This window comes from Bacillus cereus group sp. BfR-BA-01379, from assembly GCF_022663605.1.
GTDB classification, from domain to species: Bacteria; Bacillota; Bacilli; order Bacillales; family Bacillaceae_G; genus Bacillus_A; species Bacillus_A mobilis.
Genome location: NZ_JAKUFT010000053.1, coordinates 1 through 22,148 on the forward strand (window position 1 = coordinate 1; position 22,148 = coordinate 22,148).

Genomic DNA, 22,148 nt, shown 5'->3' on the forward strand with positions numbered 1-22,148 from the left:
AACAATATCTTTATTGAGTGGGCACATGAAAAAAACTATTCTAAACATAAGTGAAAGCGGTACCTTTCAGGTTTTAGTATGTTTTAAAAAGGAATGTGCAGGTATTGTTTTTAACTAGAATTTAAATTTTAAAGGGGGAGAAGAATTGGAGAGTAAGCATTTCAAGAGAGCTTTTAATACCCTTCTTGCACTTGTGCTAATTGTGCCGACATTTTTAGTTAGTATGATTGTACCATTACATGTAGGGGCAAATGTATCTAATCCGTGGGTCACAATTTCATCAGGAGGAAACGAAATCAATGCAATAATAGAACAAAATGGGAAGTCCTATGTAAGGCTTGGAGCAGGTGCTGGAAACGATAACGGGGCTAAAGCTGCAATTTTTCAAGAACAAAATAAAATCGCTAAAGAATCGGGAACGATGGCGTATACCTTTACTCCAGAAACCAGTGGAGAAGATACTAGATTTGGTTTCTATCCTCATTATATTGACAATAATAACTTCGTTTTTGTAGGCTACGACTCACTTGGATGGTTCTATGAATACAAATATCAAGGAAAAGGTGATTGGTTAAAAACGAGACCGAATGTTGCACTTCCAGAGGTTGGGACCTCACACTCCATAAAAATCGATTATAATGCAACCACTATGAACATTACATTAGATGGAAAAGATTTATTTGGACCGGTTACTTTACCTAATGATGTAAATAACCTCCTTACAGGTAAGGAAGCAGTTAAACTCGGTGCTTTTGGAGATAAAAAAAGTCAAGTTCTCATCGAATTAGGAGCTGCATCTGGTGATGGAGGCACGGATCCAGGAGATGAAAAACTTGTCGACATTACGGATAATAAATTAGAAGAAGGCGACTTTAAAATTATCTCAGGCGACGAAAAAGTTACTTATAATGCAGATGGTTCAGCAACTTTCGGTGTTACATCTACCCAAAAGAATCGAATTGTCTATAACCAAATGAAAGCGATTAAAAATGGTGTTTTTGAAGCTGATGTAACTACTAATACTGATAAGATGAATCGCTTTGGATTAATCTATCGTGTTCAAAATGCATCTGCATACACATATGTGGGAACAGGGGATACGAACGATCAGTATTTTGGTGAAACATTTGGTCCTATCAACAATTGGACGTCGATGACTTCAAATGTGCCGTTACAAGCAAAACAAACATACCATTTACGTTTAGTATTCATGGACGATGTTGCAACGTTATACATTGATGGTAAAAAGGTAGATTCTTGGACTTTAACAGGTGGTGTAGATCAAGCGGGGGGACTTGGGTTTGAAAAAAGCCGAGGTGCTGCCGAAATTACGATTTCTAATATCAAAATCAAGGAATATAGTGCGCCAAAGCCTCCAGATACTCCACCAGTAGAAGATACATTAAAGTCAAAGTATATGGATGTTACTATTGACCAAGTATTCCCGCGAGTTGTGAAATACAAAGTTGGCGATAAAGTAATGAATGGACAAGAATCACCTGTTTACGGATTGAAAGTAAATGGTGCACTATACTATCCTAAAGTAAGCTTTGAAAAGTTAAGCGATAGTGAAGCGCTATATACATTAAAAGTTGTGGATGAAATGAAAAATCTTGATGCTGTATTTAAAGTATCTTTGAAAGTAAATGATAATAAAGTTATTTATAGCTTCGATGAGATTAAAAATAATGGTAGTGCAAAAATTGAAACAGTTGAGTTTGCTGATATGAACGTAATCTCAGTAAATTCGGAGCAAAAAGGTGCAAAAGCTAAATTAACGAATATTAGTACTGATGTTAGGAAATCAGGAGATGTGGATGTAAGCGTAGATTCTTCTATGGGGGAAATAGGCACATCTACTAAAAATTATACTGCATTTTTGTCAACTGACGAATTGAGTGCGGGTGTATGGTCTAGTTCAGAAGTGGATGGCTATAAAAACTTAGTTGCAAATCGATATGTAAATAAAAATGGTGCTAAAGCAATGGGGATAGGTTCTAGTGCACTCTATTACCAAAGAGATTTTATGCCAGAACCACAAAAAAATAAACCAACTATTAAAATAGCTATCGCTAAAGATTTGAATACTGATAATAAGACAGATTGGCAGGATGCGGCGATTGCATATCGTGATATTATGCAAGACATTAAAGGATATCAAGATGTAAACAATAATGTTGGAATGCGAATTGCAATGAATTTCGGATCACAAGCACAACAACCATTCTTAAAAACAGCAGATAATATTAAAAAGGTTGCTCTTGCTACAGATGAATTGGGGCAGGCTGTTTTATTAAAAGGATATGCAAACGAAGGGCATGACAGTGGTCATCCGGATTACGGTAATGTAGGTGAGCGTATGGGTGGCGTTAAAGATTTGGATACTCTTATTAAAGAGGGGCGTAAGTATAATACTCAATTTGGTGTCCATATCAATGCACAAGAAGTTTATCCTGAAGCGAAAGCTTTCAACAATGATTTTATTGATCGTCCAAATTCTTTAGGATGGGGATGGCTAGATCAATCTTATACAATTAATAAATTAAAAGACTTGTATACTGGAGCACGTGCGAAAAGACTAGATGAATTGAAAACTGCTGTTCCAAACCTTGACTTTATTTATTTAGATGTATGGTATCAAAATCAATGGGAATCAAATAGAATAGCAGATCAATTTAAAGATAGGGGCTGGAGACTAACAACGGAATTTGGTGGTTCTATGGCCAATAATTCAACGTGGCAACACTGGGCTACCGATAAAAACTATGGTGGACCGGAAAGTAAAGGTATCAACTCAGAAGTACTACGCTTTATTAGCAATCACCAAAGAGATTCTTGGGTGTTGAATTGGCCTGAAGTAGGAGGAACTGCTGATTATCCGTTACTTGGTGGATTTGAATTAGCTGGTTTCGAAGGATGGCAATCTGATAAGAATTTTGATAATTTTATTCGCATGACATTTGATACGAATTTACCTACTAAGTTCTTACAAAAATATTATGTAACGAATTGGACAGCTGTAGAAGGGGATAAAAGCAAGACAAACTTAGAAAAGGAAATAAAATTGAAAGACCCAAGTAATGAAGATGTTGTCAATGTAACTAGAAAAGACAATTCTAGGGAACGTGTTATTACACTGAATGGAAACGTTGTACTTGATGGACACACTTATTTAATTCCTTGGGTGAAACAAGATTTTAAAAATCCAACTTTTAATTCTGAAAAACTATATCACTGGAATTTGGAAGGTGGTACAACTACTTGGACACTTCCAGATGAATATAAAGGTGCATCTAGTGTATATGTATACAAACTGACAGATCGTGGTAGAGCAGATATGAAAGAAGTTAAGGTCGTAAATAATAAGGTAACTTTGACAGCTAGTGCGGCAACTCCTTATGTTGTTGTACCAAAAAGAGATAAAGGTTTGGAAATCATTGACTATGATTGGAGCAAGGGTGCTCATATATATGACGCGGGATTCAATACAGGAAAAGTAAGTGCATATACAACTATTGAGGGGGATAACAAAGCTATAAGCGCCGTTAGAACGAATCAAACTGGAAGCAACCGCAATGTAAGTAGTGGAGATTACTACTTAAATATTGATAGTCCGTCAAAAGATACAACTGTTTCCCGTGTCCTTACTGGTTTGGAACCAGGTAAAGATTATGTAGCAGAGGTATATGTTGAAAACAATAGTGATGTAAAGGCCGGAATTACAGTAACAGGTGGGAAAGAAGACGTTAACAATTACACACTTCGCAGCCTGCAAAAGAACTATGTTAAGGCAGATTCACATGCTTCAAATGATGGATACAATAGCAAAATGCAAATCATGCAAGTGAGCTTTACAGCTGAAACGAATAAAGCTAAATTAACTCTCAGCCGTGATGCTGGAAAAGGAAACACAAAATTTGATGATATTCGGATTGTTCAAAAATCCTTAAAAAATTATGTCTCACCAACGGAATTTAAACAAGATTTTGAATCGGTAGTACAAGGTATTTACCCATTCGTTATCGGTAACACAGAAGGAGTAGAAGACAACAGAATTCATCTGTCTGAACTGCATGCTCCATATACGCAAAAAGGATGGGCAGGTAAAAAACTAGTCGATGATGTATTAGGTGGGAATTGGTCCGTTAAAGTGAACACTGGAAATAAAGGTTTGCTGTACCGTACGATTCCTCAAAATTATCGTTTCGAACCAGGCGTAACTTATAAAGTATCATTTGACTACCAAACAACAGCAAATGCATTCCGCTTTATTTCAGGGGATCAAGAAATTGATGTTCGAGACATTGCGAGTGCAAAGGGATTGAGTGTGAATAACACTCTTACTGCATCTACTGACACAAAAACAGCAGAGTTTACTGTGACAGGTTCTGAGAACGGTCAAACTTATGTTGGAATTTTCAGTGATGGAACGAATTTAAACGGTGATACAGGAGCAGGTACGTTTATTTTAGATAATTTACGTATTGAAAAAAGGTGACTACAGGGGAGAGAGGCACAGAGATAAAAATCTCGAGTTAAGATAAAGGGAGTTTTATGCCTAGTGTAATATCGTAAATTAGAGGCCTATCTCAGGGGAGATAGGCCTCATTGTGTTCATTAAATCGTTCTTCAAAAATGTTCCTTTTTATGTTTTTAGTGAGATGTTAAAAGTGAAAAGCAAGATGTCTAAAAAATACGACAAGATGTTGATTGTAGAAGTGTTTTTACGTACGTATAATGTAACAAAATAGCTTACTAAACGGGCGATTCAAGTATGCTAATAGCTCCTTCGGAGAAAGTAAAATGTATATTAGAATAGTGGTTATCCCATACGTCTGTTCATAAAATGATAAAAGGTATATAAAACTGGCATCGTAACAACATAAACCGCTATAAGGTTAGAGGAGGTATATACTGATGATATATCAAGCTATCCAGCAGTTAATTAATCGTGCTATTGAAGTTCAATTAATTGAACAAGAAGATGAAATATATACAAGGAATAAAATTCTTTCTTTACTTCGTTTAGATGACTTTGTAGTGGAAGCGTCAGCGCCCGCGCCCGCAAAGAAAGCAATTTCGGAGTTATTGGAAGAGTTAATTGAATATGCTTGTATGCATAAAGTCATTGAGGAAGTAATGGACGAGAAAGAGATTTTAGTAAGTTCAATTATGGATGTTTTTATGTCCAAACCGTCCATTATCAATTCTCTATTTTATGAAAAATACGAACAAAATCCGAAGGCTGCAACAAATTACTTCTATGAATTAAGTAAAAACAGCAACTATATTCAGATGAAGCAAATTGCCAAAAATATAAATTATAAAGTACATACGGAATATGGACCCATTGATATTACAATTAATTTATCAAAACCGGAAAAAGACCCGAAACAAATTGCTAGAGAGAGAGTATTGGAAAGTACAAATTATCCAAAATGTTTACTCTGTATTGAGAATGAAGGATATAGAGGCAGAATTGGACATCCAGCACGCTCGAATCATCGTATCATTCGTATGAATCTTACAGATGAAAGCTGGTTTCTACAGTATTCACCGTATATTTACTTCAATGAACACTGCATTGTATTGTCTTCAGAACACCGTGATATGAAAATTGACCGTCAAACCTTTTTACGTTTGTTAAAATTTGTAGAAAAATTCCCGCATTATTTCCTTGGTTCGAATGCAGATTTGCCAATTGTAGGAGGATCTATTCTAACACATGACCACTATCAAGGTGGTAGTTATGAATTTGCTATGGCAAATTCATCAAATGACTTCATTTTTGAACTCACTAACTTTCCAGAAATGCAATGTTCTATTATTAAATGGCCTATGTCAGTTATTCGCTTAAGAAGTAACGACATAGAACAAATAGTAAATGCAGGGGATTACATATTAGAGAGGTGGAAGGGATATAGTGATCCATCCGTTAATATATTTGCATTTACGAATGATGTTCCACATCATACGATTACGCCGATTGCCCGTTATCGGAATGGTATGTACGAATTGGACCTTGTTTTGCGAAACAATCGTACAAGTGAAGAACATCCGCTAGGTATTTTTCACCCTCATGCGGAAATACAACATATTAAAAAAGAAAATATCGGTCTGATTGAAGTAATGGGGTTAGCTGTACTACCTGCGCGTTTAAAAACAGAACTTCAGGAAGTGGAAAAATTCTTACTTAACATTCCAAGTGATATTCCAACGCCTCATATACGATGGGCAGAACAATTAAAAATCAAATATGACAATCGGATACATGAACAAAATGTACAGGAGATTATAAGAGAAGAAGTGGGAAGGAAATTTATACAGGCGCTTGAAGATGCTGGTGTTTTTAAACGAGATGACGAAGGAATATCGGCGTTTAAACGTTTTATTCAGACCTTAAATTAAGAATGGACTTAGTAGTTATAATAATTACCAAATGACCTAATTATATGATAAGGGAGGTAATAATATGGGGAAATGTGAGCATAAGCAACTACAGGAATTGAAACAGATAGGTGGCCCTATATTAATGATGTGTATAAAATGTAATCAAATAATTAAAGTGTCCAAAGGATCCAGTACAAAAATAAAGTAAAAAAGAATGAAGCGTTTATATTTCTAGTGGGTGAAGAACAAAATCCACACTGAGTAAAGTTTCACTTTATAAAAAGAATAGAAAAAATAAAAAAACATCCCATATTCATATGAGATGTTTTTTAGTATGGTTCTGTCGCATGTAATACGACGTCTAATAAACCGGGAAACCTAGCATGTAAGTCATCTTCACGAATTGAAATGAAGCGCTGTGTTCCTTCAAGGCGTGTATACATAACACCGGATTCACGTAAAACCTTGAAATGGTGAGATAAAGTTGATTTCGCAATTGGAATGTTTAACGCGCCACAAGATTGTTCATTTTTCTCTAGTAGCATAGTTACAATTTGTAAACGAATTTGATCGCTAAGTGCGTATAAGACAGAAGAGAATTGAATTTCTTCTCGGTTTGGATGATAGAGAGTACGCATTTTTTTCACCTACTTGTATAAGTTCATATAGTTTGCACTATAACATATAAAGTGGTATATTTCTATTGTTCGAATATATTCGAACAATAGAAATATAGGGGGAGAAAAAATGAAGTATACAAAATTACAAAAGACAGGACTACATATTTCAAGGTTGGGGTTAGGAACAAACGCTGTAGGGGGGCATAATTTATATGCTGATGTGAATGAGGAAGAAGGAAAACGATTAATAGAAGAAGCTATCCAGCAAGGGATTACATTTTTTGATACAGCGGATTCATACGGTTTCGGTAGATCAGAGGAATTGGTAGGAGAAGTATTGAAAGGAAAACGCCATGAAGTTGTAATTGCTACAAAAGGTGGAATACAGCCGTTATTAAATGGAGAGGTTTATATTAATAATGAACGAAGCTATTTAAGAAATGCTGTGGAAAATAGCTTAAGAAGATTACAAACTGATTATATTGATTTATATTATTTACATTTTACAAATCCAGAAACAAGTTACATAGATTCAATTGGAGAGCTTACTCGTCTAAAAGAAGAAGGAAAAATTCGTTCAATTGGAATATCCAACGTAAACGTAGAGCAATTAAAAGAAGCGAATCAGCACGGACAAATAGATGTTGTACAATCACCGTATAATATGTTGGATCGTGCTGCTGGGGAAGAACTTTTGCCGTATTGTATAGAATCAGGTATTTCATTTATTCCATACGGACCTCTTGCCTTTGGGATACTAGGCGGAAAATATACAGAAGATTTTAAATTGAACGAAGGAGATTGGCGTCAAAGTGTAAATCTATTTGAAGAAAATACATATAAGAGTAACTTTAAAAAAGTTGAAAAGTTAAAAGGCTTAGCTAAAGAAGTGAATCTTGAAGTATCGCATTTAGCTTTAGCGTGGCTATTAAACCAAAAAGGAATTGATACTGTTATTCCTGGTGGGAAACGAGCGGAGCAAATAAGAGAAAGTGTCAGAGCAGTGGAAGTTTCATTGAATGAAAAGGTGATGAAAGAGATTGAATCTATTTTAGAAGATTAGTTGGGAAGAGGGGAACTTCCCTCTTTTTATATAAAAGGAGAAGATTTAAATGAAAAGAGTACTAGCTGTATTCTTTACGATCATGTTTATGATAGGTACAGATACTTTCTTAATTTCACCACTTTTACCGACATTACAACAGGTGTATCATGTCTCAACCGAGCTATCAGGATGGATGGTGAGTTCATATGCTTTAGGATACGCTGGATTTGCGCTTATCGCTGGTCCTATATCAGATGGCTTAAACAGAAAAAAAGTGATGGTAATAGGAATGAGTTTTTTTGCTTTAAGTACGTTTTTATGTGGAATTGCACCGAGTTTTCTATGGATGCTAGCATTTAGATTTTTAGCAGGTGTAAGTGCAGCCTTTGTATCTCCACAAGTGTGGGCATCTATTCCGCTTCTTATAGAGAAAGAGCAAATTGTAAAGGCAATTGGAATTGCAACAGCAGGGTTATCAATCTCCCAAATTTTAGGGCTGCCAGTTGGGGCGTATTTGGCAATGATACACTATACAACACCATTTTTCATTATTGGTCTATTATCAGCACTACTTGTCATTCTTATCTATGTAGTATTACCAGAAATACAACCGGTTCATATAGGTGGAAGTAAAACAAGCATATTAAAGCGTTATAAACAATTACTTACTGATTCAAAGGTTTCACTTTCTTATTTTGCATATTTTGTTTTTCAAACTGGTAATTTTGCTGCGTTTTCATTTTTTGGTGTATGGCTTTCCATTCAATTTGGTTTACAAGTTCATGAAATAGGAACAGCTATGCTTGTATTAGGGTTAGGAAATTTAACAGGGAATATTTTTGGCCCAAGAATCGTAAATAAAATTGGTTATAACCTTTCTTTCTATGGTGGAATTATATTTACAGCAGTGCTATATGTAGTACTTCCTCATGTAAAGAACATTGTATTTGTGGAGCTATTATTCTTTGTTTTATTTTTTGTGGCAGGAATTTTGTTTGTATTAATGATGAGACACTTACAAAACCTGTCTAGTGTAGCAAGAGGAACAGGAGCCGCGCTTGCAAATGCTTCTATGTATATTGGTCAAATGATTGGAGCGGCAATAGCAGGAATGTTATTTGCAGCATCTCACAATTTTATACTTATAGGTAGTTTTACTGCGTTACTATATATAGGAGCTTTATTTTTGTTTAGAAAAAGTGAAAAACTTACTGAAAATAGTGAAACAGGAATTGCATCATAAAGCCTGTATAAATATTTCGCAAATCAGAATTAATAAGAGTGTGAATACATGAATGTGCTTTTAATTACAAGTAGTTACTAAAATTATAGAAATAGTAGGAGAAATGTATTGTAACAAAGTTATGAGGAATTCAAAAATAAAAAATCCCTATAAAGATAGGGATTTATATATCGGCATATAGTTCCTTGGAAAAGGATATACTTAGTTTAGCATATCGGACTACTTATATTTGTGAAATAGATGTGAAAGTAATGTGAAAAATACCGTAATAAAAAGCACTGTTTTAGCTAATGAACTAAAACAGTGCTTTTCTCTTTGATTGAACTGTTGCTGCATTTTCATCATGTATGCCTGCATCTTTAATAATTCGTTGTTTTGCTTTATTTAATAGATGGTCTACTGCTTCACCAAAATAATTAGCTTCGCTTTTTGTGCGGGCTTCTCGTAAACATTTATAGTTTTCTAGCAGTTCCTCTTTTTCAGTGTTTGTTAAGAAATCTTCTATTTTCTTTTTTGTCATACGAAACACCCTTTCTTCTGACAAACGACGCAATAGAAAATATTTATTGTTTATTATAGCAATAATTTTTAAAGAAAGTATACACTAACGTCGTAATAATTTGTCAATTTCTTGAATCTTCTCATCAGCTTTCCTAATTTGTGTATTTTTAGCTTGCTCACCACCAAGCGCTTGGTGTAGTAAGAAAGTCTGACCAGAAATAGCAGTCACAATGGATACTTTTATAATTTCTTTTATTAAGGTAACATCGAATAGAACGAGTCCAAGCAGTGCAGCTAGACTACCAGTGAAAATATCAGTCAAAAACCCAAAGTGAAAAAAAGTTTTCAAACGGCGTGGAAGCAATAACTTGCCTTGGTTATTGATAAGATGGGAAACGAAACCAGTAATGCCACCAACGAGAACAGCAGTTAGCCATTGATACATTTCCATCGAATCCACTCCTTTTAGTGAATAAGATTCGATTATTTTATATTGATTCCTTTTAATATTTCATATAAGCATATTGAGAAAGTTTGTTTGGTTTTTTTTTATATTCAATTTAATTATAACAGAAAAATCTGATATATTTCAGTCTATTATATGAAGAGGTTATTCCTTAATATGAATGTAGAAAGGGGCGCGTGAGATGAATATAGATTATCGAATAAGAAGTGTAGATGGTTATACAAAAAATATAGGGGAATTAGTAAGCATGCTGGAGCATACGAGGGCTGTAACATTACAGGAAATAAAAGATCTATCAGTTGAGCAATTAGATTTAATTATGCCGAGTGGAGGAAATTCCATCGGTGCGTTATTAAAACATATAGCAGCTATAGAAAAAGCTCATCAACTTATTTCATTTCAAGAGCGCGACTTTACAAAAAAAGAATTAGAAATATGGGAAGACGCACTGTATTTAGGGGAAGCAGGGAGAACAATCCATGGTCATGAAATACAGTATTATGTACAACTTCTGCAAAGTGTTCGAGAAGAATCTCTGAAGTATTTGATTGAACAAGATGATGAGTGGCTTATGTCAGAAAGAAAGTGGCCTAACGATGTAGCGTATAACCAGCACTATCTGTGGTTTCATGTGCTAGAAGATGAGATTAATCACCGTGGGCAAATTAGAATGATGAAAAATAAATTATTTGAAAATTACGTTAAATAAAGTAGCTTTTTGAATAAATATTCCATATAATGAGAGTAATTAAAATGAGAACGGGGTGATGTATTATGGCGAAAATAACTTATATGAATAATAAACCAAATACAAAGGTGGATGGAAAGGGCGAGACTGTATAAGTTAGCGCACGATCCTTCCGCTTAGCTTAAACTAGGGAGGATATCAATTTGAATCAAAATATTTTAGAATCGTTCGGCTGGGATTCTTTTTTTGAGGAACAAGCTGTAGAGAACTTTGAAGTAGGACGTATTTTACTTGAGCATAAGCATATATATCGAATTATTTGTAATGATGGTGAATATATGGCAGAGCTGTCTGGAAAGTTTCGACATGAAGCAGTAACGAAGGGAGATTATCCAGCGGTTGGCGATTGGGTGTATATAAAGAAAATAGAGAATGAAAAGAAAGCAATTATTCATCGTATTTTTCCGAGAAGAAGTTCTTTTTCTAGACAAGAGGCTGGTACTCGAACGGAAGAACAAGTAATAGCAGCAAATGTAGATTATCTATTTTTAGTGAATGCACTTAATCATGATTTTAACGTAAGAAGAATGGAACGTTATTTACTATTAGCGTATGAAAGTGGTGCAATGCCTGTTATTGTTTTAACAAAGAGTAGTTTATGTGAAGATGTGGAACAGAAAATTGTAGAAACGGAAGCCGTGGCAATGGGTGTTCCAATCTTCATCGTTGATAGTTTAGAACATACTGGTATTGAATCGTTGCAGCAATTTGTTTCTTCTGGGAAAACAATTGCTCTAGTCGGATCATCCGGGGTTGGAAAATCGACTTTGCTAAATGCACTTATAGGAATTGAAGTAGCAAAAACGGGAGATATTCGTGAGGAAGATAGTAAAGGAAGGCATACGACAACTCATCGTGAATTGTTCCGATTACCGAGTGGTAGTTTAGTTATTGATACGCCGGGTATGAGGGAACTGCAGCTTTGGGAAGGTAGCGATGCAATTCAAACAACATTTTCTGATATTGAAGAATTAGCAAAAACGTGCCGTTTTAGGGACTGTAAGCATGAAAATGAGCCAGGATGCGCAGTACATCATGCAATTGATAACGGAATTATTACGATAAATCGTTTGCAAAGCTATAAAAAACTACAAAAAGAACTGGCGTATTTTATGAGAAAACAAGATGCTGTTCTTGCAAGAGCAGAGCGTGATAAGTGGAAAAAGCTTTCTAAGCAGCATAAAAAAATGTAAAAAGCCAAAGGGTGGTTCCCTTTGGTTTTTTGCTTTTGTAAATTTTATAATAATATTATTCATATATATGGACAAAGAGAAATTAATTGTTTAAACTTTACAAAGTATTCATCATAATAGGTTATGAAAATAATAATTCGGGAATGGGAAATATTTATAATTCACTAGATTTAACTTTTGAAATTGAAAAGCAGGAGGTTTGTAATGGGTAGACTATTAAATTGGTTTCGTGATATGAAAGTAGCAAAAAAACTACTAATTTCATTTTTTGTCATTTTAATTGCGGCTGTCTCTATTATCGGGGGCATGTCTTATCAAACGGCTAAAAAGAATTTTGAATCACAAATTACGAGCAGTGCTCACGACAATATAAAAATATTAGATAATTTAATCAATCAAATGATTGATGCAAAATTTAATGATGTGAATAATTTTGCACGGGTGATTCAAGGTAATATGTATCAAGGGGATAATCAAGATGAATTAAGAAAAATGTTATCTCAATATATCAATTTGAATAAAGATGTTGAACAAGTATACGTCGCTGGGAATGATAAGAAATTTGTGCAAGAACCAAATATACAAATGGCAGCAGACTACAATCCAACAGAACGTTCTTGGTATAAAGATGCAGTGGCAAAACAAGGTGGTATTGTAATTACTGAGCCGTATAAGGCACAAGGAAATGGACATATTGTCGTAACGATTGCAAAACAAACAGAAGATAAAAACGGTGTTGTAGCAGTAGATTTAAGTTTAGATAATTTATTAAAAACAACAAAGTTAATCAATATCGGTAAAAAAGGGTATGCTTTCATCTTAGATGGAAAACAAAAAATAATTGCACATCCTCAAGAAAAATCAGGAGAAAAAGCAGCTGATTCTTGGGCGAAGAAAATTTATGAAGATAATCATGGTGCTTTTTCATATACGTATGACGGTAGCGAAAAGCAAATGGTATTTGCTACAAATGTAAAAACAGGTTGGAAAATCGGTGGGACGATGTATTCCAATGAAGTAATTGAAGCTGCGCAACCTGTATTTTATAATATGTTAATTGTAATGATCATTTCATTAGTTATAGGCGGAGCACTTATTTATTTTGTGACACTTTCTATAACGAAGCCATTAAAAAGATTAGTTAACACGTCTAAAGAAATAAGTGAGGGAGATTTAACGCAAACAATCGAAATTCATTCTAATGATGAAATTGGCCAACTTGCAAAAGGATTCAATGAGATGACTGATGCATTGCGAACGTTAATTGGAAGAATTAATACTTCGGCTGGACATGTTGCAGCAGCATCAGAAGAGCTAACAGCAAGTGTAAGACAAGCGAGTGAAGCGACTGAGCAAATTACAATGGCCATGGATGAAATATCGAGCGGGGCAACGACGCAAACAACAAGTGTAGAAAATGGTGCAATGTTACTATTTGATGTAACAGAAGGAATTCAGCATGTAGCAAATAGTTCATCATCAATTAGTACTGCTTCTGCTCATACTCGTGAAAAAGCAGAAGATGGTGGAAAACTAGTTGGAAAAACAGTAAATCAAATGCAGTCTATTGCAGAATCTGTTTCGCAATCAGATGAAGTTATACAGTTATTAAATAATAAATCAAAACAAATTGGTGACATACTAGAAGTAATTCAAAATATTGCAGATCAAACAAATCTTCTAGCTTTAAATGCAGCAATTGAAGCTGCAAGAGCAGGAGAGCATGGAAGAGGATTTGCAATCGTTGCAGATGAAGTACGTAAATTGGCAGAGAAGTCTAGCGTATCTTCTAGTGAAATTAGTAAATTAATATGTGAAATACAAGATGACATGAGTAAGACGGTAAAATCTATGGGTCATGTAAATGAAGAAGTTCAATCTGGACTTGTTATTGCGAATGAGACGAAGCAAAACTTTACTGAGATTTTACAATCTACAAATGAAATTGCAGATCAAATTAAAACGATGGTTGAAACGGCTAATGGGATGTCGAAAGGTGCAAATGAAGTGTCTATTTCAGTAGGTCAAATTGCAATGACAGCACAGAATAATGCGACGAGTACTCAAAACGTTGCAGCATCAGCAGAAGAACAACTAGCGTCCATTGAGGAGATTAGTTCGGCGGCTGGTACATTATCTCAAATGGCTGAAGAGTTACAAGGGTTAATTGAAAGATTTAAAGTTTAACAGAGGACAGACTATCTCCAAAATAGCAGTGTGCTATTGGAGTAGTCTGTTTTTATTATGTAATATTAAATGAGATAGAGAGTATCTTTATAATATTTAAAGGTATATTTTGTATAATATTTGTCGAAAAATAGAGGTATTTGTTAACTTTGTGTATAATTATAATCATATAGAATGCAAATAAAGGAGATTACTATGGGAGTTTATTGGGGTACCAAAAGACATTCTTGGCTTAGTTATGTCTCATTTTGGTTAAGTATTTCATTTTTTATTGTTTTTCTAATTGAAGTGTTTATTTTAAAAACACTTTCGAATAGTTCGGTGCAAATTGTTAAATATTTTTATTTTATACTTGTACCAGTAAACATCTTTCTTAGTTTAAAGTTACTCTTTAAGCAGAATGAAAAGAAAGCATTACCTATTTTTAGTTTCATTGTATCATTATTATTTACAATTTTAATATTAGTATTAGCGTTAGCAGCTACTGGCAAATTCTTTTAAGGAGAGTGTTATAAGTCACTCTTCTTTTTTGTTGTTGCAAGGAAATAATAAGTGGAGGATGGACAAAGAAAGCAATTTCATTAAGTTTGATATGATTTGAAAATTTTAGAAGAATAGTAAGAAATGAAATCAGAGATAATTCATATAATAATGAAGAGAATCAGGTATTTTACATACAGTTATGAAGCAAATGAATACGGTAATAACGGCGATATATGGTACAATACATATGGATAGTGATAGAGATAAAGGGTATATAAAATACTCATCGTTTTTTAGTAAGAGAGGGGTTATCTTATGCTATACGAGGATTTGATGACATTATTTCAAGCTGCTCCGAAAGAAGAAGGTAGAGGCGGCTGGAAATATATAATCCAGGAACGAAATGATAAATATGAAATTGTTGATGAAATGTTGAAAAATCAAATGAGTGTTGAGTTGTATTTTAATGAATATGATGAGGTGAAAATCACTTTATATAAAGATGAAATGCCTATTTCTACTATGCAAAGAATTGCGATTTCAAAAGTGGAATTAGACGAAGAGGAAGAAGGGATTCAATTCGTTTTAGAACGTATGCCTAGTCGGATGATTCGCTTGCAATTAAAGCCATATTTAGCACTCGAAATGGGGCCATACTGGGAAGTATGTGATGATTGTGAATGAACATAAAAGAAGCATCCAATAACATGGATGCTTCTTTTATGTTTTTTGAAGTTGTTTAAAAGCAATAATTGGAAGTAAAATGATGCTAACCCATCCAATTATAGGATATAGAATGTGGAGTAATTCACTGTAACCAATGTAACTAAAGCAATAACTAATTAGTAAAATAAAGAAAATAATATTGTTACTTTTCCAACCGGTGATGGATTGCATTTGTTTTGTCATTCCGAACACATTGCCAACTAAAGTTGTGAACACTTCACCGAAAATGATAAGAACAAAGAAAAAGTGAAAAGTTGCATTGAATTTTCTTATGACTTCAGCCATTGGGATATTATATTGATAAAATTGATCGACTGATAAGATAGCTAAATGGCTACATAATAAAATTAAAGATAGTCCTGCACCACCTAAAATACCGCCCCATAAAATGGCCTTTCGATCTTTTACTTCACTGGCTAACGGGACGAGAACGCTTTGGGCGAGCGAAAGATTTAAGGCGACATACGTGATAGGACTAGTAATCCACTTCATATTCCAGCTTTCTGCAGGAATAGTGCTACTAAGAGGAGTTGTACCGTGAAAAAAAGTTGTAATAGCAAGTCCGATAATAAAAATCATCATAATAGGTACGACAAGTGTATTAACTTCAAAAACCCCTTGTAATCCGCGACTACCTATAATGAGACAGGCAATCACTGTAATGAAAATACCGAGTTGTCTTGGTAAACGAAGTTGCTCTTCAAATACCGCTCCAGCTCCTGATAACATAACGCTTGTTACACCAAATAATACGAGTAATAATAGTGTATTTACAACATTTCCAACTACATCCCCAAATAAGTATTTGTTAAACTCTTGCGCTGAAAATGCACCGATTTGTGATGAGAGTAACATCATCTTTGTGCCAAGCCAAATAAAAAAAAATCCACTTACACATATGCCAATTGTTCCATAAAATCCGTTCACTGTAAAAAATTCAACAATTTCTCGTCCAGTAGCAAATCCAGCTCCAACGACTGTTCCAATATAAGTAGCAGCGACTTTCTTTGCTACTTGCCATTGTTGATTGTCCATGTTATCCCTCTTTCTACTACGATGAGCTTGATTTACTATTATGCATATGTATGAGCTTGGACAATTAGACGTATGAAGTGTTTGAAAACATACATGAATTACAAGACATTAGGGAAGTATTAAAGGTGTTAAAACTTTGTTACATATGGGCTAATCGTTCGAAAGTATAGGAAATGTATGGTAACATGTAACTAGGTTATTAAAAGATAAACATTATGAAATGATAAGAGGAGTGGATTGTATGAGTACGAAAACAAATGTTGTTGAAGTATTAAACAAGCAGGTAGCAAACTGGAATGTGTTATATGTGAAATTACATAATTATCACTGGTATGTGACAGGACCACACTTCTTTACATTACATGAGAAATTTGAAGAGTTTTACAATGAAGCTGGAACAAATATTGATGAATTAGCAGAACGTATTTTAGCGTTGGAAGGTAAACCGCTAGCGACAATGAAAGAATATCTTGCAACATCTAGTGTGAATGAAGGGACAAGCAAGGAATCTGCAGAAGAAATGGTGCAAACATTAGTGAATGATTACTCTGCACTTATTCAAGAATTAAAAGAAGGTATGGAAGTTGCTGGTGAAGCTGGCGATGAAACATCAGCGGACATGTTGTTAGCGATTCATACAACATTAGAACAACATGTATGGATGTTAAGCGCGTTCTTAAAATAAATATAAGTATATAAAGAAAAAAGTCATTGAAAAATTCTTTCAATGACTTTTTTGTAATTTTTCAGTTTTCTTTTATGCTATAATATAGTAAAAAGGAGGCGATGCTATGTTTCGCTTTTTCAGAACTGGAAAAGAAGAGCGTGAAATTACGAAGGATGAATTAGAACAAGCGATGGCTAAGTTTCTAGAAACGAATGCTAATATCGTTTATACAGTATTAGTAAATGATGATTATACAGTAAATTATGATTTGTTAAAGCCGTATTTACTTGCATTTCCAACAAATAGTTTTCTTATTACGAAGGAAACGCTTGAGGTATTTGAACATACAGAAGAAAATCTAAACCTAGTTAAAGAAATTGATACCGTACAAAAAGCAGTAGATCAATACGTAACAGAAAAAGAAATGTTTCCACTTGTTGAAGGTAGTGAAGAGCGTCTTATATGCGGGATAAAATTAGGGCCATATTTAAAGCGTATATTAAAAAGAGACTTATATATTTCAGAAAAACATTATTTAGTTTCAAGTAAACCGGACAGGAAAAAACAAAAGAGTGGGTAGATGTATTGAGAACAACAATAAATATATTGTTGTCTTTTTTTGTTTATAAAAATATTGATTTTTCAGTCTATTCAATTTTATAATAAGCTTATTGGACGAAGAAGTGTAATGATTAAGTATTGTTTGCGTGAGCTATATAAAGTGATTACAGAATGGTACAAAGGTTTGAAAGATAAATATAATAAAAGGTTACGGGGGAATTGGGGGATGAAAAATAGTACGACTTACATTCAATTATTAAATGAAACGTTACATTGTTACGCAAATAAAGGGAGTTCGGAAGCGTACACTTATATAATGGAGCATGCGAAAGGTGTAGTTGGGAATGAAGCGCAAATATATAACTTTAAATATGCACTAGCGAGTGCAGCAGGACTTGAAGAAGAAGCGTTACATCTAATGAAGGAAGCTATTATAGACAATGGATTTTGGTACGGAAATGAGTATTTAATTTCGGACGATGATTTAAAACCACTCCATAAATTTGAAGAGTTTCATAAAATGGTTCAATTATGTAAAGAAAGAGAAGAATTAGCAAAGAAAACAGAACGAGCAGACGTGAAATGTATTGAAGGTAAGAAAAAAGAAAAATTATTTATTGCAATGCACGGAGATCAAGAAAATATAGGAATAGTAGAACCATATTGGAAATCTGTTTTGGATCAAGATTATACGTTGGCTTTACCACAATCTTCGCAAATTCAGTTTTCAGATGGATTTGTTTGGGATGATATACATAGAGGGAAAGAGGAATTAAAAGAGCATTACGTTACGTTTACAGAAAATCATACAGTAGAAAGTGTAATAATGGGTGGTTTTTCTGCTGGAGCAAGAGTAGCTTTGTATACGATTTTACAAAAAGATATAGATGTAGATGGTTTTATTTTTGTAGCGCCGTGGCTTCCAGAGATTGAAGAATGGAATGAGTTGTTGGGAGTGCTACACGATAAAAATATAAAGGGATATATAGTGTGCGGGGACCAAGATGAAGATTGTTTTGAATGTACGCAACAATTTGTACAATTATTAAGAGATAAAAATATAGAACATAAGTATAAAGTTGTGCCTAATTTAAACCATGATTATCCTGAAGATTTTGATGAGTTATTAAAAGAAGCTATTGCATATATAAACGAAAAAAGTAATAAGTAGTAAGAAAGGGAGATGCATCATAATTGATGGATCTCCCTTTTATCATTATAAATGAAAGGCATTTGCTAGTAAGCGATAAGAATTCAATTTATCTTCAAATCGATGAGTAATTGTGACAATCATAAATTCATCAGTATTGTATGCTTTACTTAAGTTTATGATTTGTTCTTTCACAGAAGATGGATCACCGACGATCATACGTTGACGATTTTCTTTTATACGGAATAAATCATAAGCGCTGTATGAATAATTTTGTGCAGTTTCGATAGAAGGAGTACCAGTTGTACGCTTTCCTTGCTCTAGTAATAAGATTGACAAATCTAAACTAGAAGCAATTTTTTCTGCCTCTTCATTTGTTTCCCCGCAAATAACAAAAATAGAGACGATTGATTTTGGTTTATCTCCTAAATAGGAAGGTTGGAATTGTTCTTGATAAGCTTTCATTACTTCAGGGCCACCGTATCCGTTAATGAACTGTGCGAATGCAAAAGAAGCACCTTGTTTTGCAGCAATCATAGCACTTTCTCCACTAGAACCGAGTAACCACATCTCAGGAGATGTTGGAATGACAGGAGTAGCCTTTAAATTTGCATAATGATGGTTTTCTGGTACTTGATCATGTAAGTACATTGCAACATCTGCAATTTGTTCTGGATATTGATCAAGTGAGACCATTTTTCCTTCTTGTAGTGCGCGAGTTGCAATTGGCATACCACCAGGTGCTCTGCCGACACCAAGGTCAATACGATTTGGATAAAGAGCTTCTAAAACGCGGAAATTCTCGGCAACTTTATACGGGCTATAATGCGGTAACATAATACCACCTGAACCAACTCTCATACGATCCGTTTTTGCTGCAATATGAGAAATAAGTATTTCAGGACTTGAACCAGCAAGGCTGACGGAATTATGATGCTCAGATACCCAAAAACGTGTGAATCCTAGTTTTTCAACTTCTTGTGCAAGTGTAACTGTATGAGAAAAAGCTTGGGCTGCTGTACTACCATCTGAAATAGGTGATTGGTCTAATACACTTAATTTGATCATAGAATATACCTCTCAATCTTAATTTACATCCTATTATATATTTACTTACGAAAAATGCGTAATAAAATGCTCAAAATAAGAAGTGGATACATCCTATATCTACTTCTAACGAGAAAATCCCCGTTCATAATGATTCATTTCGACTAAGTCTAAAATATATTCATAGTTATCAATCTCAAGGTTTAATTGTTCACGCTCTTTTTTAGATAGATGATTACTGCTAAGTTTGTTGCATAGTTGTTGTTTCTTTCCTTCTAAATACTGCTTTGTATCGTGGTAGTCGTAAGTTTGTTTCATTTTCAACCACTCCTTTTTTACTGTTGCTATATTATACGAAGCGTGAAGATATGTGAGAGCTATCTCTTATGTACTTTTAGTGAATATTCCACTTGCTATGTTGTTATGTTTATAGGAATTTATGAATAAAATGCACTAAACCACTAATGCCCATAAAAGCCCGATTGGTTCAACTAATAATCAGTAGGGGAAGATCCCCCACTGACTATAGTTTCACTTTATGAAGTAAGGGGTGGAATTGTGCAGAAAGATATAATGTATAACACTGAGATGGATGAAGTGTTGAAAGTTATAAATAAAGGATTAAAGAAGACGACACGCCCGAAGCAAATTATTGTAGTAGGCGCAGGCATGGCTGGATTAGTTTCGGCATCTTTATTAAAAGCTGCAGGACATGATGTGAAGATTTTTGAAGCAAACAACCGGGTAGGTGGCCGTATAGAGACGGTTAGAATGGAAGATACCGGATTATATTTGGATGTAGGGGCAATGAGAATTCCATATTCGCACACGTTAACGATGGCGTATATAAGAAAATTTAGGCTACAGGTAAGCCCTTTTATTAATAGGAATGAGACGGATATTATTTACGTAAATGGCCGGAAAACGACATTAAAACAATATGAAAAAGACCCAAGTATATTAAAGTATCCTGTGGAAATGAATGAAGTCGGGAAAACGTCTGAGGAACTATTATTGTTAGCGGTACAGCCAATTATAAATTTTATAAAAAAGAACCCAGAGAAAAATTGGGATATTGTAGTAAAGGATTTTGGGAGATACTCTACAGGTCAATTTTTAAAGTATCATCCTTATCAATATAATACTTACTTTTCACCAGTAACGATTGAGATGATCGGTGTTCTATTAGATTTAGAAGGTTTTTTAGAAAGGTCATTTGTAGAGACGCTACGCTTTTTATATATTATGCAAGAGGAGAGTGGATTTTGTGAAATTGTAGGTGGGAATGATAGATTACCAAAGTCCTTTTTACCACAATTAGAAGAAAATATTATATATAATCAAAAATTGATGAAGCTACATCAGCACGATAACGGTGTGACAGCTTTTTATCGAAACGAGCAAACTTTTGAGTATAGTAGTATTATAGGGGATTTAGTTATTATCACAATTCCATTTTCGACAATGCGCTTTGTGGAAGTAGATCCATTTGATTCTATATCTCATGAAAAATGGAAAGCAATTCGTGAATTGCATTATATGCCAGCAACGAAAATAGGAATTCAATTTAAAAGTCGATTTTGGGAAGAACAAGGACAATTAGGTGGCAGGATTATAACGGATTTGCCAATTCGTTATGCCTATTATCCAAGTCACGGAATTGGAGAGAAAGGACCTGCCATGATGTTAGGCAGCTATACATGGTCTTATGATGCGTTGTTATGGGATGGGTTATCAAAGGGAGATCGTATTTATTATGCACTACACAACTTAGCAACGATATTAGGTGGTCAAGTATATGATGAGTTCATGTCTGGAGTATCAAAAAGTTGGACATTGGATCCATATGCACTTGGAGGATTTGCGCTATTCCAGGCTGGTCAAGAATCCGAACTACAACCAGCAATTATAAAACCAGAGGGGAGAATATACTTTGCAGGTGATCATACAACGTTATATCACGGATGGATACAAGGTGCAATTGAATCGGGCGTTCGTGTTGCGGTAGAGGTGAATGATTAAAATGTGTAAAATTCAGAAATTTCTTTACTGTATAGTTTGAGATGGATATTATTATATATAAAAG

19 protein-coding genes and 1 pseudogene are annotated in these 22,148 nt (G+C 34.4%); 14 read left to right on the forward strand and 6 right to left on the reverse strand.

Features of this window, described 5'->3' with window-relative positions; translation table 11 throughout:
• Positions 1 to 145: 145 nt before the first annotated feature.
• Both MR113_RS18780 and galT read left to right on the forward strand, forming a co-directional pair.
• A complete protein-coding gene (locus MR113_RS18780) occupies positions 146 to 4,498 on the forward strand; it encodes an endo-alpha-N-acetylgalactosaminidase family protein (protein WP_242256120.1) in 4,353 nt (1,450 codons plus the stop codon).
• A 419-nt stretch (positions 4,499 to 4,917) separates the two neighbouring features.
• Positions 4,918 to 6,408, forward strand: coding sequence for a UDP-glucose--hexose-1-phosphate uridylyltransferase (galT, locus tag MR113_RS18785; protein ID WP_242256122.1), 1,491 nt, complete (start codon positions 4,918 to 4,920; stop codon positions 6,406 to 6,408).
• A gap of 311 nt (positions 6,409 to 6,719) precedes the next feature.
• Here the strand turns inward: galT and MR113_RS18790 are convergent, their stop codons facing one another.
• Complete coding sequence (locus tag MR113_RS18790; protein WP_061676468.1) at positions 6,720 to 7,028, reverse strand: ArsR/SmtB family transcription factor; 309 nt, start codon at positions 7,026 to 7,028, stop codon at positions 6,720 to 6,722.
• Positions 7,029 to 7,137: 109 nt separating this feature from the next.
• Here MR113_RS18790 and MR113_RS18795 point away from each other — a divergent pair, with 109 nt between their 5' ends.
• From MR113_RS18795 to MR113_RS28505, 3 genes and pseudogenes are all read left to right on the forward strand, one after another.
• The gene (locus MR113_RS18795; RefSeq protein ID WP_242256124.1) at positions 7,138 to 8,073 is read left to right on the forward strand and encodes an aldo/keto reductase; all 936 of its coding nucleotides are present in this window, start codon (positions 7,138 to 7,140) and stop codon (positions 8,071 to 8,073) included.
• Positions 8,074 to 8,122: 49 nt separating this feature from the next.
• The gene (locus tag MR113_RS18800; protein WP_242256126.1) at positions 8,123 to 9,298 is read left to right on the forward strand and encodes an MFS transporter; all 1,176 of its coding nucleotides are present in this window, start codon (positions 8,123 to 8,125) and stop codon (positions 9,296 to 9,298) included.
• Between the two features lie 48 nt (positions 9,299 to 9,346).
• Positions 9,347 to 9,555: pseudogene (locus MR113_RS28505) on the forward strand (hypothetical protein).
• 38 nt (positions 9,556 to 9,593) lie between these two features.
• Here MR113_RS28505 and MR113_RS18805 read toward each other — a convergent pair.
• A complete protein-coding gene (locus tag MR113_RS18805) occupies positions 9,594 to 9,818 on the reverse strand; it encodes a hypothetical protein (protein WP_000162604.1) in 225 nt (74 codons plus the stop codon).
• An 84-nt stretch (positions 9,819 to 9,902) separates the two neighbouring features.
• Positions 9,903 to 10,250 carry a DUF4257 domain-containing protein gene (locus MR113_RS18810; RefSeq protein WP_242256128.1) on the reverse strand — a complete coding sequence of 116 codons (348 nt, stop codon included), beginning with the start codon at positions 10,248 to 10,250 and terminating at the stop codon, positions 9,903 to 9,905.
• Positions 10,251 to 10,446: 196 nt separating this feature from the next.
• Here MR113_RS18810 and MR113_RS18815 point away from each other — a divergent pair, with 196 nt between their 5' ends.
• From MR113_RS18815 to MR113_RS18835, 5 genes are all read left to right on the forward strand, one after another.
• A complete protein-coding gene (locus MR113_RS18815; RefSeq protein WP_242256130.1) occupies positions 10,447 to 10,974 on the forward strand; it encodes a DinB family protein in 528 nt (175 codons plus the stop codon).
• A gap of 182 nt (positions 10,975 to 11,156) precedes the next feature.
• Positions 11,157 to 12,206 carry a ribosome small subunit-dependent GTPase A gene (gene rsgA / locus MR113_RS18820; RefSeq protein ID WP_242256132.1) on the forward strand — a complete coding sequence of 350 codons (1,050 nt, stop codon included), beginning with the start codon at positions 11,157 to 11,159 and terminating at the stop codon, positions 12,204 to 12,206.
• Between the two features lie 204 nt (positions 12,207 to 12,410).
• Entirely contained in the window at positions 12,411 to 14,393 is a 1,983-nt protein-coding gene (locus tag MR113_RS18825) for a methyl-accepting chemotaxis protein (RefSeq protein WP_242256134.1), read from the forward strand.
• Between the two features lie 195 nt (positions 14,394 to 14,588).
• A complete protein-coding gene (locus MR113_RS18830) occupies positions 14,589 to 14,894 on the forward strand; it encodes a hypothetical protein (RefSeq protein WP_242256136.1) in 306 nt (101 codons plus the stop codon).
• Between the two features lie 297 nt (positions 14,895 to 15,191).
• Positions 15,192 to 15,560 carry a DUF3979 family protein gene (locus tag MR113_RS18835; protein ID WP_242256138.1) on the forward strand — a complete coding sequence of 123 codons (369 nt, stop codon included), beginning with the start codon at positions 15,192 to 15,194 and terminating at the stop codon, positions 15,558 to 15,560.
• A 36-nt stretch (positions 15,561 to 15,596) separates the two neighbouring features.
• On the opposite strand, the gene MR113_RS18840 is transcribed toward MR113_RS18835, so the two are convergent.
• Complete coding sequence (locus tag MR113_RS18840; RefSeq protein WP_061676459.1) at positions 15,597 to 16,637, reverse strand: YkvI family membrane protein; 1,041 nt, start codon at positions 16,635 to 16,637, stop codon at positions 15,597 to 15,599.
• Between the two features lie 241 nt (positions 16,638 to 16,878).
• On the opposite strand from MR113_RS18840, the gene MR113_RS18845 reads away from it, so the two are divergent.
• From MR113_RS18845 to MR113_RS18855, 3 genes are all read left to right on the forward strand, one after another.
• Positions 16,879 to 17,322 (forward strand): Dps family protein, encoded by a 444-nt coding sequence (locus MR113_RS18845; protein WP_000105194.1) that lies wholly within the window; start codon positions 16,879 to 16,881, stop codon positions 17,320 to 17,322.
• A 106-nt stretch (positions 17,323 to 17,428) separates the two neighbouring features.
• Complete coding sequence (locus tag MR113_RS18850) at positions 17,429 to 17,884, forward strand: DUF3939 domain-containing protein (protein ID WP_242256140.1); 456 nt, start codon at positions 17,429 to 17,431, stop codon at positions 17,882 to 17,884.
• Positions 17,885 to 18,091: 207 nt separating this feature from the next.
• Positions 18,092 to 19,036 carry an alpha/beta hydrolase gene (locus MR113_RS18855; RefSeq protein WP_242256142.1) on the forward strand — a complete coding sequence of 315 codons (945 nt, stop codon included), beginning with the start codon at positions 18,092 to 18,094 and terminating at the stop codon, positions 19,034 to 19,036.
• Between the two features lie 45 nt (positions 19,037 to 19,081).
• On the opposite strand, the gene MR113_RS18860 is transcribed toward MR113_RS18855, so the two are convergent.
• Both MR113_RS18860 and MR113_RS18865 read right to left on the reverse strand, forming a co-directional pair.
• Entirely contained in the window at positions 19,082 to 20,083 is a 1,002-nt protein-coding gene (locus MR113_RS18860; RefSeq protein WP_242256144.1) for an LLM class flavin-dependent oxidoreductase, read from the reverse strand.
• A 105-nt stretch (positions 20,084 to 20,188) separates the two neighbouring features.
• Positions 20,189 to 20,380, reverse strand: a complete 192-nt coding sequence (locus MR113_RS18865; RefSeq protein WP_242256146.1) for a DUF3896 family protein — start codon at positions 20,378 to 20,380, stop codon at positions 20,189 to 20,191.
• 240 nt (positions 20,381 to 20,620) lie between these two features.
• Between MR113_RS18865 and MR113_RS18870 the strand changes: the two genes are divergently transcribed.
• Positions 20,621 to 22,084, forward strand: coding sequence for a flavin monoamine oxidase family protein (locus MR113_RS18870; RefSeq protein ID WP_242256148.1), 1,464 nt, complete (start codon positions 20,621 to 20,623; stop codon positions 22,082 to 22,084).
• The last annotated feature ends 64 nt before the right edge of the window (positions 22,085 to 22,148 follow it).

Bases quoted from the DNA above. Each gene is read 5' to 3' on its own strand.
- MR113_RS18850 (WP_242256140.1), top strand. From the start codon at position 17,429: ATGTTTCGCTTTTTCAGAACTGGAAAAGAAGAGCGTGAAATTACGAAG.
- MR113_RS18830 (WP_242256136.1), top strand. From the start codon at position 14,589: ATGGGAGTTTATTGGGGTACCAAAAGACATTCTTGGCTTAGTTATGTC.
- MR113_RS18855 (WP_242256142.1), top strand. From the start codon at position 18,092: ATGAAAAATAGTACGACTTACATTCAATTATTAAATGAAACGTTACAT.
- MR113_RS18795 (WP_242256124.1), top strand. From the start codon at position 7,138: ATGAAGTATACAAAATTACAAAAGACAGGACTACATATTTCAAGGTTG.
- MR113_RS18790 (WP_061676468.1), bottom strand. From the start codon at position 7,028: ATGCGTACTCTCTATCATCCAAACCGAGAAGAAATTCAATTCTCTTCT.
- MR113_RS18845 (WP_000105194.1), top strand. From the start codon at position 16,879: ATGAGTACGAAAACAAATGTTGTTGAAGTATTAAACAAGCAGGTAGCA.
- MR113_RS18805 (WP_000162604.1), bottom strand. From the start codon at position 9,818: ATGACAAAAAAGAAAATAGAAGATTTCTTAACAAACACTGAAAAAGAG.
- MR113_RS18800 (WP_242256126.1), top strand. From the start codon at position 8,123: ATGAAAAGAGTACTAGCTGTATTCTTTACGATCATGTTTATGATAGGT.
- MR113_RS18810 (WP_242256128.1), bottom strand. From the start codon at position 10,250: ATGGAAATGTATCAATGGCTAACTGCTGTTCTCGTTGGTGGCATTACT.
- MR113_RS18840 (WP_061676459.1), bottom strand. From the start codon at position 16,637: ATGGACAATCAACAATGGCAAGTAGCAAAGAAAGTCGCTGCTACTTAT.
- MR113_RS18815 (WP_242256130.1), top strand. From the start codon at position 10,447: ATGAATATAGATTATCGAATAAGAAGTGTAGATGGTTATACAAAAAAT.
- galT (WP_242256122.1), top strand. From the start codon at position 4,918: ATGATATATCAAGCTATCCAGCAGTTAATTAATCGTGCTATTGAAGTT.
- MR113_RS18865 (WP_242256146.1), bottom strand. From the start codon at position 20,380: ATGAAACAAACTTACGACTACCACGATACAAAGCAGTATTTAGAAGGA.
- MR113_RS18860 (WP_242256144.1), bottom strand. From the start codon at position 20,083: ATGATCAAATTAAGTGTATTAGACCAATCACCTATTTCAGATGGTAGT.
- MR113_RS18825 (WP_242256134.1), top strand. From the start codon at position 12,411: ATGGGTAGACTATTAAATTGGTTTCGTGATATGAAAGTAGCAAAAAAA.
- MR113_RS18835 (WP_242256138.1), top strand. From the start codon at position 15,192: ATGCTATACGAGGATTTGATGACATTATTTCAAGCTGCTCCGAAAGAA.